Origin of the sequence: Streptomyces chiangmaiensis (assembly GCF_036281785.1) — a bacterium.
In the GTDB taxonomy this organism is placed as follows: Bacteria; Actinomycetota; Actinomycetes; order Streptomycetales; family Streptomycetaceae; genus Streptomyces; species Streptomyces chiangmaiensis.
This window is the reverse complement of sequence record NZ_JAYWVC010000256.1, coordinates 1-9,916: the sequence shown is the minus strand read 5'-3', so window position 1 is coordinate 9,916 and position 9,916 is coordinate 1. Positions and strand designations below refer to the sequence as shown.

At 67.7% G+C, this 9,916-nt stretch carries 12 protein-coding genes; 5 read left to right on the top strand and 7 right to left on the bottom strand.

The features are described from left to right. Together VXC91_RS38710 and VXC91_RS38705 are read right to left on the bottom strand one after the other, a co-directional pair. On the bottom strand, window positions 1-288 hold a 288-nt coding region (locus VXC91_RS38710; RefSeq protein ID WP_329512041.1), incomplete at its 3' end, for a transposase. A gap of 278 nt (window positions 289-566) precedes the next feature. Further along, window positions 567-824 carry a hypothetical protein gene (locus tag VXC91_RS38705; RefSeq protein WP_329512040.1) on the bottom strand — a complete coding sequence of 86 codons (258 nt, stop codon included), beginning with the start codon at window positions 822-824 and terminating at the stop codon, window positions 567-569. Between the two features lie 250 nt (window positions 825-1,074). Here VXC91_RS38705 and VXC91_RS38700 point away from each other — a divergent pair, with 250 nt between their 5' ends. From VXC91_RS38700 to VXC91_RS38685, 4 genes are all read left to right on the top strand, one after another. Beyond that, complete coding sequence (locus VXC91_RS38700) at window positions 1,075-1,959, top strand: endonuclease/exonuclease/phosphatase family protein (protein ID WP_329512039.1); 885 nt, start codon at window positions 1,075-1,077, stop codon at window positions 1,957-1,959. A 169-nt stretch (window positions 1,960-2,128) separates the two neighbouring features. After that, window positions 2,129-3,214, top strand: a complete 1,086-nt coding sequence (locus tag VXC91_RS38695) for an integrase core domain-containing protein (protein WP_329512038.1) — start codon at window positions 2,129-2,131, stop codon at window positions 3,212-3,214. Window positions 3,215-3,265: 51 nt separating this feature from the next. Beyond that, complete coding sequence (locus VXC91_RS38690) at window positions 3,266-4,399, top strand: hypothetical protein (RefSeq protein WP_329512037.1); 1,134 nt, start codon at window positions 3,266-3,268, stop codon at window positions 4,397-4,399. A gap of 62 nt (window positions 4,400-4,461) precedes the next feature. Beyond that, window positions 4,462-4,971, top strand: a complete 510-nt coding sequence (locus VXC91_RS38685; RefSeq protein WP_329512036.1) for a hypothetical protein — start codon at window positions 4,462-4,464, stop codon at window positions 4,969-4,971. A 152-nt stretch (window positions 4,972-5,123) separates the two neighbouring features. Here the strand turns inward: VXC91_RS38685 and VXC91_RS38680 are convergent, their stop codons facing one another. Genes VXC91_RS38680 through VXC91_RS38670 form a run of 3 tightly spaced genes read right to left on the bottom strand, consistent with a single transcriptional unit; the run spans window position 5,124 to window position 7,459 of the window. Beyond that, on the bottom strand, window positions 5,124-5,483 hold the full coding sequence (locus tag VXC91_RS38680; RefSeq protein WP_329512035.1) for a hypothetical protein: 360 nt from the start codon (window positions 5,481-5,483) through the stop codon (window positions 5,124-5,126). Then, window positions 5,476-7,032 carry a S1 RNA-binding domain-containing protein gene (locus VXC91_RS38675; protein ID WP_408057586.1) on the bottom strand — a complete coding sequence of 519 codons (1,557 nt, stop codon included), beginning with the start codon at window positions 7,030-7,032 and terminating at the stop codon, window positions 5,476-5,478. The genes VXC91_RS38680 and VXC91_RS38675 overlap by 8 nt, the downstream gene beginning before the upstream one ends. Continuing rightward, window positions 6,983-7,459 (bottom strand): recombinase family protein, encoded by a 477-nt coding sequence (locus VXC91_RS38670; protein WP_329512034.1) that lies wholly within the window; start codon window positions 7,457-7,459, stop codon window positions 6,983-6,985. Before VXC91_RS38670 ends, VXC91_RS38675 begins: the two co-directional genes overlap by 50 nt. 193 nt (window positions 7,460-7,652) lie before the next feature. On the opposite strand from VXC91_RS38670, the gene VXC91_RS38665 reads away from it, so the two are divergent. After that, entirely contained in the window at window positions 7,653-8,246 is a 594-nt protein-coding gene (locus VXC91_RS38665) for a phosphohydrolase (protein WP_329512033.1), read from the top strand. Window positions 8,247-8,305: 59 nt separating this feature from the next. Here the strand turns inward: VXC91_RS38665 and VXC91_RS38660 are convergent, their stop codons facing one another. Then, entirely contained in the window at window positions 8,306-8,665 is a 360-nt protein-coding gene (locus tag VXC91_RS38660; protein ID WP_329512032.1) for a hypothetical protein, read from the bottom strand. 72 nt (window positions 8,666-8,737) lie between these two features. Next, a complete protein-coding gene (locus VXC91_RS38655) occupies window positions 8,738-9,613 on the bottom strand; it encodes a hypothetical protein (RefSeq protein ID WP_329512031.1) in 876 nt (291 codons plus the stop codon). Window positions 9,614-9,916 lie beyond the last annotated feature (303 nt).

The window sequence follows — 9,916 nt, the reverse complement described above, 5'->3', positions numbered from 1 at the left end:
ACTGGGCTCGGCGTTGCGGCCTGAGCGTTCCCTCGCCCTACGGCGCAGGCGTTCGTGCAGTTCACGCACGTAGTCGTAGGCTCGCCAGCGGCGGAAGAAGTCGTAGACCGCCCGCCAGTACGGGAAGTCGACCGGCAGAGCCGTCCACTTCACGCCGTTGTCGACGAGGTAGCGCACCGCGTCGAGCATCTCGCGGTGGCAAAACGCCTCCGGACGCCCGCCCCGCTTGAGGAGCCAGGCCGGCACAGGCATCGCGGAGCGGACCTCGGCCCACTCCGCATCCGTCATGTCACTCGGATAGCAGCCTGCCCGCCGTCCCGGAGCGATCGAACCGAACCGATGCACGTAGCAGTCACACCCAGGGGTGACCGTGGTGGACGCAGGCACAGAGATGCTGCTCAACTGATCGGGCAACGGGCTCCCTTGGTCGTGCTGGTGTCGTAACCGCGTCACTACCAAGGGGCCCGTTCGCTTATGCCCGCGGCCGCACGCGAACCTTCGTCCAGAGGATCACCCGCTGACATTCGAACGAGATCCGGTTTGCCACAACGCACTAAATCACCCGCCTATGCGCGGGACGCCTCTGCCGGTTCGGTGCCGGTGGTGTGGCGATGGACATTGGCCGTCAGCCTGCGGAGCAGGCCCTTGGCGAACTCGTCGGGGGTCAGGCCCATGACGTCGCCGATGGCGAGGGGGACGGCGCGGATGTGGTGGCTGTGCCCCTGGTGCGGGAAGCTCACTCGGGGGGCGAGGACGTACCGGCCGTGCGGGGCGTTCGCCACGTGCGCCGGCGGCGCGGTGCGCGCCGCCGGGAGTTTCGGCACTTATGAGGGCCATCCGGTGGATGGCGCCGCGGAGTTCGCCTGTGGTCAGGGGGCAGGTCAACACGATTTCGGGCGCATGCTGCGGCATGGCCACCCGTTCTCGGGATGATCAGCCGGGCGTGGCAGGTGGGTGCGGAGGTACGGAGCGTGCAGGAGCACGGCGTGCCGGAGACGTATGGGAGCGATCGCCGGTCGTTCCAGCCCGACACCCGCAGCACATCGTCAGTCCGTCAATCATCTGGAGGATTAGGTGAAGCGCAGGAATCGACCGTCTGTCTACCGGGCGCTGGCCGCCGGTGTTCTCGCCTTCGCGGCGTTCGGTGCGACATCGCCCGGGGTTGCCTCGGCGCGCCAGTCGACCGACGACGGACCGGAAGCCGGACGCGTGCCGCTGCGGGTGGCCACGTACAACATTCACGCGGGAGCCGGCGAGGACAACGTCTTCGACCTCGGCCGCACCGCGGAGGCGCTCCAGTCCCTCCATGCCGATGTGATCGGCCTTCAGGAGGTCGACGTGCACTGGGACGCCCGGAGCAACTTCACCGACGAGGCACGTGACTTGGCCGAACGGCTGCACATGCGGGTCTTCTTCGCCCCGATCTACGATCTGCCGCCCGCCCCTGAGCGCACCGAACGACGCCAGTACGGTGTCGCGATCTTGAGCCGTTACCCGGTCGTCAGCGCGGAGAACCACGAGAGCACACGGCTGTCCACCCAGGAGGCCAACCCGGTGCCGGCCCCCGCCCCCGGCTTCGCGGAGGTGACGGTCCGGGTCCGCGGAACCGTGGTGCACGTCTACTCGACGCACCTCGACTACCGCGCCGACCCGGCGGTTCGACAGGTTCAGGTGGACGACATGCTGGGCATCCTGGCCAAGGACTTCGGGCCGAAGGTCCTCGTCGGTGACTTCAACGCCGAGCCTGGCGCCCCCGAGTTGGCGAAGCTGTGGGGACCGCTCGCCGACGCCGCTCCGCAGGGCGGAAAGACCTATCCTGCGATCGCCCCGGTCAAGCGCATCGACGTCGTAGCGGTCTCCCCCGAGGTCGCCGTCACCGCCACCCGCGAGTTGGGGACCGCAGCTTCGGACCACCGGCCGGTCGTCGCCGATCTCCTTCTCCACCAGCTCGGCTCCTGACCCTCGCACGCGACCCGCACGTACCCGGCTCGCCGCCGGGCCCAAGCCGAAGCGGCACGCGGCCACAGACCGGCCAGTTCGATCTGGGCCCGGCGGAAGCCTGTGGGGCTCGTAAAGTCATCGCCGCAGGTCGGGACGGTGGGGCACTCTCGGCTGGGATCATGTCCGCGTGATCATCTCGATCCTCTACAAGGTGGCCCGCAAGCTGCTGTCTGTTCCCGGGGTGCTGCTGCGTCGCGACACCGCCAAGGACGCCGAGTTGCTCGTACTCCGGCATGAGAACGTGGACCTGCGCCGTCAGATAGCCGGCCCGGTCCGCTACGAGCCCGCGGACCGGTTCTGGCTGGCCGCCCTCTCCGGCCTGATACCCCGTCGCCGCTGGCGCGAGGTCTTTCCGGTCGCTCCCGGGACGCTGTTGGCCTGGCATCGCAGGTTCATTGCGGCGAAGTGGAAGTACGGCGTCCGGCGCGCGCGTACCGGACGACCGCCGACCAGGGCAGCCATCAAGAAGCTGATCCTGCAGCTCGCTCGTGAGAACGCGCAGTGGGGGCACAGGCGGATCCAGGGCGAGTTGGCCCGTCTCGGGCACCCGATCGCCGCGTCCACGGTATGGGAGATCCTCCACGCAGCGGGCATCGACCCGGCACCTCGCCGTACCGGCCCGACCTGGCGGGAGTTCCTCACCAACCAGGCCGAGGGCATCATTGCCGTCGACTTCTTGCATCTCGACACTGCTCTCGGCAGGCGCCTGTACGCGTTGGTGTTTCTCGAACACGGGACCCGGCGGCTGCACATCACGGGCGTCACCGCACACCCCACCCGGGAGTGGGCGGTGCAACAGGCCCGAAACCTGGCCGCCGACCTCGGCACGCGCATGGAGTCCCTGCGCTTCCTGCTGCGTGATCGCGACGGCAAGTACGGCCAGTCCTTCGACGCCGTCTTCGAGGCCGAGGAGATGGAGATCCTCAAGAGTGCACCGCAGGCCCCTCGGATGAACGCCCACTGCGAGCGGGTGATCGGCAGCATCCGGCGCGAGGCCCTCGACCATGTCCTCATCCTGAACGAGGCCCACGCCCGGCAGGTCCTGGCCGCCTACCAGCGGCACTACAACGAGCACCGCCCCCACCGGGCCCGCAATCAACTACCTCCGGGCGCCGACCAGCAGCCCGTCGCCGTACACGAGCTCGAAGGCCGCAGACTCCTACGCACCCGCATCCTCGGCGGCGTCATCAACGAATACTGCTACACGGCTTGACCTGCAACGACGACTTTACGAGCCCCACAGGTGAAGGCGAGGAGGCTCGGGTTGGCGCTGGCAGCCGTACGCGACCTGCGTGAGTTCCGCGATCCGGTCTCGGCGGAGGAACTGGAACAGTTCGAGACCGACGTGCTCGCCGGGTTCATCCTCGCGCGGGCATCGGCGGGGCTGGCGGGCGGCACCATCCGCGGGGACGTCGGGCACCTGGACCAGATGCGGACCTGGTTCGGGCGACCGCTATGGGACATGGAGCCGGCCGACGCCGACGAATACTTCGGGAAGGCGCTGCGGGGTTCGCCGAGCGGCACCCGGCTGGCCCGCGCGCAGGCGCTGACCACGTACTTCCTGTTCCTGGAACTGCGGCACAAGGTCGAGATCCATTGGATGACCGGGCGGGTCCTCGAGTGCCCGATCGACGAGATGAACCGCCCGCGGGGATCCAAGGACGCCGCCCTGCGGATCCCGCCGACCGAGCCGGAGATCAAGACACTGTTCACCGGCTGGGGCGGCGAGCTGGCGACCTGCCGCAAGTTCGCCCCCCACTGCACGGAACTACACCGCGTCGAAGCTGATGTCGCAGGTCGGACTCAGGGTGAGCGAGGCATGCAAAATCGACCTGGCCGACATCAAGTGGGACCTGGGCCGCTTCGGCAAGCTCCGTGTGCGCCACGGCAAGGGCGCCCGCGGCTCGGGCCCGCGCGAGCGGATGGTGCCGCTGATCAACGGTGCCGATCGCACGCTGCGCTGGTTCCTCTCGTCCAGACGGACATCGACGAGGCCATCGCCACCGCCACCACCCCAGACATCCGGCTCATCATCGCCCTGGCCGCCATCCACGCAGCACGACCGAAGACGATCCGCACCATGAAGTTGGACGACGTTGACCTGGGCAACCGGCGCATCACCATCGGCGGTCACGTCCGTCCGCTCGACGACCTCACCCGCCGTGCGGTTTTGGACTGGCTCGACCACCGCCGCAACCGTTGGCCGAACACGGCCAACCCCCACCTTAACGCGCAACCTCACCGCCACCCTGGAACGGCTCCGTGTCGACCGCCAGCTCGAAGAGGCCCTCACCCACGGCGCCGACCCACTCCACCTCGCCCTCGTCTTCGGAATCGACGAGAAGACCGCCATCCGCTACGCGGACTCCGCGCGCGCACTTCTGGGAGAGACCACTGAGCAGGCATCACAGTGACGAAATCGGGTCGCCCTGGTTCACCTTGTGACGAGATCATGGACAGATGCTGTCGACCGAATCAGCAGCCCGCGCGCTTCAGGACCATGCCGTTCTCTGGAGAATCGGCGAGAGCCGTGCCACCGACGTGGTCAACGCTGCCTGTGATGCACTCGTTGCTGGCCTCGACGGTCCCGCACTGCGGATCCTTGCCGCGTGCACACGCGCGGAGGCGGATTACGACGTCCCCGAGCTCCTTCCTCCAGCACTCGACGAACTGGGCCTCACTTTCTATCCACCCGGCAGCGTTGGCGGCCAGGAAGCCGCCGCACGAGCACTTGCCGCCCGGATGATGGCTGGCGAGCTGACACCACGAGAGTTGGCCTTCCGGATTCACCAGCGCTTCGGACACGAGCTGCCGCTGGCCGAACGGCTCGCTGAACTCGATGACGACTACGACACCCTCGAATACAGCGACACAACACCGGAGCAGGTCGATGCCGATGTCACGGCCGAAGCCCTCCGGCTTGCTCAGCACCCTCGTGTTCCAACCGAGCCCACGGATGCACAGACCTGAAGCACACCGTGGGACCCGTGGGTTCGCGGTGAATAGTCCTCGGTTTCCTTGAACCCACGGGGATCGGGGCCCTGTACTCCCGAAGCTGCCGCGAAGTGACAAGTAGCTCTACGTAATCAGGCGGTCTTGATGTAGTCGGATGTAGCGGTGGTTCAGCAGGTCGAGCGCATCGTGAATGCCGCCGCCGAACTCGTCACAGATCCTCTGCAGGGCTTGAATCCTCGCCCCTCCAAGATCAGGTAGTCGATCTGCGACCAGCGCGGGTCTGTACCGTCGCTGGGTTGCTTGAGGGCATCAATCTCGGCCCGCAGTTGGGCGACAGCGGCGACGATCTCCCTGTCGGACGCGACGCTCAGGACAGTCAGCCCTTGGGGTCCCGGTTCCTGACGCAGGATTCCGAGCACTCTACAGAGCCATGCGCGCAGATCGCCGAGTTCGCGCCGAATCGCGTCACGCTGCGCGAGCGCATCGTCCAACTCGGCCTGCATCGGATTCCTCTCGTCGTCAGTCACGCGGCTGATTTTCTGTAGTGGAGGCAAGGGCCTGGACATGTGACAGGGCAATACGACGGCGCGCGATATCGACGTCGATGATCTTCACAGTGAGGGCGTCGCCGACCTCGACGACGTCTCCGGACGATTCATCCAGCTCGCTGGTATGCACGAGCCCCTGGAAGCCGTCCTCTCGGTCTTCGATGCGGACGAAGACGCCGAACGGCACGATCTTGGTGACCGGCCCGATGACCACCTGGCCGATCCTCTGCGCTACCTGCGGCCACGGGTCTTCCTGCATTGCTCGAAGCGACAGCGGCACCCGTTCCCGGACCATGTCGACGTCGAGGACCTCAGCTGTGACCTCCTGGCCGACGCTGACGACGTCGGACGGGTGGTTGATCGGACGCCAGGACAGCTCCGGAATGTTGATCATCGCGGTGAAGCCGCCGATGTCCACGAAGGTGACGCCGAAGCTGGCGATGGTGGTCACCGTGCCGGTGACAACCTGGCCGCGCCGCAGGGTCTTCAGGAATGCCCAGTCCCGGTCGCTGGGCGTCGGCTCGGTCTGCCAGCGTGCACGGAGAACACCGTCGCTGTCGGGCAGTACAGCGGTGAACAGCGGGTGCCGCTCATCGGTAGCCAGGGATACGACGCCGGCAGCACACGCGCTGGCGAGCTGGGAGGTCACTGCCTCGAACTGGGTCTCGTCCACGACGGTGCTGGTGATCCGCCCGTTCTTGTCCTCCCAGATGATTTCCACCAGGCCCTCGTCGGGCAGAGAGGCCACTGCCGCGTCGACGTCGGTGAGCAGGTCCGGCCAGACCGCCAGCTGTGCGCGCGGGGTCAGCTGGGAGCGCACCGCCTCGATGTTGTCGCGGGTGAGGCGGTGCCACCGGGAGGCGTTCGCGGCGTAGGTCTCCTCCAGGAACGTGGCGCGGTGGGCGCTGACCGCCCAGTGCAGGCGGGCCCAGAAGTCGGCGTCGGCCGGGCGCTGTACGCGCAGTGGGTCGTCGGGGGCGAACTCGTACGGAGAAGCGTCCAGACGTTCCGGGAAGAGTCCGAGCGAGCGGGCGCGGGCCAGCGCCGCTTCGCAGGGCAGGTTGCTGCCGATGAAGAGGTACTGGTCCCAGCCGACGTGCACCGCGAATGCTCCCTCCGCCTCCAGGCGGCACCAGGCCCCGCTGTCGCGGAGCATGGCCCGGACGAGTTCCAGACCGGCGGCGATCGGCACCAGCGCACCGTCGTGGAACCCGGCGAGGCCGGCTGGGAAGAGGTCCGCCAGGCCGTAGCCGTCGACCGGTGGTTCCAGGCCGAAGTGGGCGAAGCCGCCGATCTGCGGCTCGCGGATGGCCAGCTGGTCGACACCGAACTCTTCGGCGAAGGCGGCGATGGCCTGCAGGTAGGCGGCTTCGACTGGTCCGTGGTCGCTGATGGAAGGCTCGGTCCCGGTGTAGTGGCCGCGCTGATCGCGGTCGGCAGGGTTGTACTTGGTGACCCGGTAGACGTAGGGCAGCACGTCACTGCCCGCCGGAGGTCGAAGGCGCGGGTGCGTTCTGGTGGCGTTCAAGGACGCGGTAGACCGTGGCGCGGCTAACGGAGAAGAGCTCGGCGAGGTCGGCGATGGTGTGCTCGCCGGACTGGTGCTGCTGGACCAGGTGCGTCTGCTGACGGGCGGTGAGCTTGGGCCGCTTCCCCTTGAGTTTGCCCTTGGCCCGCGCCACCGCCATGCCTTCGCGGGTGCGCATGCGTAGCAGGTCGACCTCGAACTCGGCGAAGGTGGCCAGGATGTTGAAGAACATCTTGCCCATCGGGTCGGCGGGGTCGTACAGCGCACCGCCCAGCGAGAGCTTGACGCCGCGGGCGGTGAGCGAGTCGCCGATGTCGCGGGCGTCGGGAACCGAGCGGGCGAGGCGGTCGAGATCCGGCCCTCCGGAACGTCCAGACTGAGCAGGATCTCGCGCTGGGCGGTGAGGTCCTGCTTGTCCAGACTGCATCTCGCGTAGCCGACGCGTTCGCTCATGCCCGGAGCGTACGGTAAGCCCCCGCTCAGCGTACAGATCACCGGACACCCTAAATGAGACACCGTCAGCACAGGTCGATCATCCCGACCGAGCAAGATCACAATGGTTCGGTGGGGGTTCCTCTTACGTACGCAAGGGGGGCCGCTGTCAGTACCCTGACGCGGTGATGGCCAACACCCACTTGTCGAGAGCCATGAGCGGCACCGTCAGCCCGCCCATGCTCCCTCTGCCGGATCGTGTCGCAGAGCTTCTGTCGGAGTTGGGAAGTCCGCCGCGGCTGGCGGCCCACCTGCGCGCTGTCCATGACGTCGCGCACCAGCTAGTCGACTGGGTGGAACAGCGCTATCCCGCCGTGGTCTTCGACCGCGAGGCGGTGCTCTTCGGGGCGGCCACGCACGACGTAGGAAAGACGGTGCACCTCGCCGAGCTCTCCGGGCCCGGATCGGCGCACGAGGAGGCCGGGCAGGCTCTTCTGCTCGGCCACGGCATCAGCCCGGACCTGGCGCGCTTCGCCGCGACTCACGCGTCATGGGTGGACGCGCGGTTCGGCTTGGACGACCTGCTGGTCAGCCTCGCCGACAAGATCTGGAAGAACAAGCGTGTTCCCGACCTGGAAGATATCGTCGTGGCTCGGCTGGCCGAAGCGACTGGCCGGGCGGCATGGGAGGAGTTCATTGCGCTCGACGGGGTTCTCGCCGACATCGGCGACGCGGCCGACGAGCGCCTGGCGTTCCAGGCGTCCTTCCCGATCTACGACTGAGGGCCTGGGGCTGCTGGGTCGTTCAACTGGCAGGCCGTCGCGGCCTGGACGGTGCTGGGTCAGACGTCGAGGCGGTGAAGGATCTGCGTGAACTCGTCGGAATCGATCAGACCGGTGAGGACCTGGGTCATGTTGCTGATGCCGGGATCGCGGACGATGAGACCGTCTGAGCACCAGAAGTAGCGGCCTCCCAGGGCTTCCCCGCTGTCGGCCCATCTCGCCATGATGACCTCGACTTGTCCGAGGGTGATGATGGTCGCGCTCCAGCGGGATCCGTCCTTCAGGTCCACGAAGACGTCGACATTGTCCACAGACTCCAGATCCTCGCCGGAGTTCGGCAGGAAAGCGGCTTCGAAGTGCTCGGTGCGAACCCGGTACCAGGGCCCGTCCCAGCGGCCCGGCTGTGTGCTGTGGCTCATCGGGCGAGTGTGCCGGGCTGAACCGTCCGGCTCAACTGAGTTCTCCGGGCACCCTTCACGCCGGGGTGCGGTTCACAGGTCAGGGTCGTACGGCGGGATGGTCCAGCGCAGTACCGCTTCGCCTGCGCGAGCTTCGAGGGTGACGGGGTAGACCTGTCCGTGGGCCCGCTCTCCGCGGTGGCGTATGGAGTGGTCCCCGGGATCCCAGCCGAGACCGAGCACCGGGCAGCCGCCGAGGTCGATGACACCCGCCAGCAGTGGGCGGCTCCAGCCAGATCGGTTGAATCGGTGGAAGTCGGTGTGGGCGTCCACGGAGACCATCAGCCCGTTGCCGGGGCCTTCTTGGGTCCAGGTTCGGAGCCGTTCCGCGACCGCTTCGGCCTCGGCCAGGGGGAGGTCGAGCCACCCGCGCGGCCCGTGTCCGCCGGGGTGCTGTGGGATGCGGTCACCGCCGAACTGCGCATGGACGGTGTCTTCGTACGTGCCCCAGTACGCGACGTCCGCCAGGCCGTCGGTGGACTGTCCGTCCAGGCCGGTGAAGTCGTCCAGCGCCTGAGCGTCGCCGAGGACCATGCCACATCGGTCGACCGGCAGGTCGCCGAGCTGCACGGGTTCGCCGTCATCGAGGCTGGGCCAGGGCTGGCCGAGGTCGACCTCCAGGACGGCGATCGTCGGTTCCCCGTCGAAGGGTGAGGCCGATGTCTGGGCCCGAACCCGCAGGGGCCGGTCTGCGGCAGCTGCTACAGCGATCGCCTCGCACATCCAAGCGGACGGCTCACTGTCCTCGGGTCCGTGCAGGTGGCCGCCGCCGGTGGCTACTGCGGTCCGGGCGCGCTCGGACCGCGGCCGGCCCACCTGCGGCCAGTAGTCGATCCAGCCCGCCATCCCCAGCACGAGCATCCCGGAGGGCGTGGTGACGGTGCCAAGGCCGACATCGGTCTCAGTCATCTGCTGATTGAACAGGCCCGACACCGAAAGGATCAAGGCGCCGTCGCATCCGCGGTCCGCGTGGAGTCGTCCTGCGGGGTGCGCGCGGCCACCTGCTGGGGCCCTGGCAAGCTCTCTGAGGAGTCAGCGCAACCCCCATCATTCCCGGAGCATCAGTGGCTGTGCTTTGTTACACCTGCGTGTGGCTGCGCCAGTAGGTGACCCAGTCGTGGGCGTGCCGGGCGATGTTCTTCTTCCAGTCCCGCGGGTCGTTACGGGCGATCTCGTCCCAGGCGGCGGCGCTGGCATCCGAGAACACGGTCA

Bases quoted from the DNA above. Each gene is read 5' to 3' on its own strand.
- VXC91_RS38685 (WP_329512036.1), top strand. From the start codon at position 4,462: ATGCTGTCGACCGAATCAGCAGCCCGCGCGCTTCAGGACCATGCCGTT.
- VXC91_RS38670 (WP_329512034.1), bottom strand. From the start codon at position 7,459: ATGCAGTCTGGACAAGCAGGACCTCACCGCCCAGCGCGAGATCCTGCT.
- VXC91_RS38665 (WP_329512033.1), top strand. From the start codon at position 7,653: ATGGCCAACACCCACTTGTCGAGAGCCATGAGCGGCACCGTCAGCCCG.
- VXC91_RS38660 (WP_329512032.1), bottom strand. From the start codon at position 8,665: ATGAGCCACAGCACACAGCCGGGCCGCTGGGACGGGCCCTGGTACCGG.
- VXC91_RS38655 (WP_329512031.1), bottom strand. From the start codon at position 9,613: ATGACTGAGACCGATGTCGGCCTTGGCACCGTCACCACGCCCTCCGGG.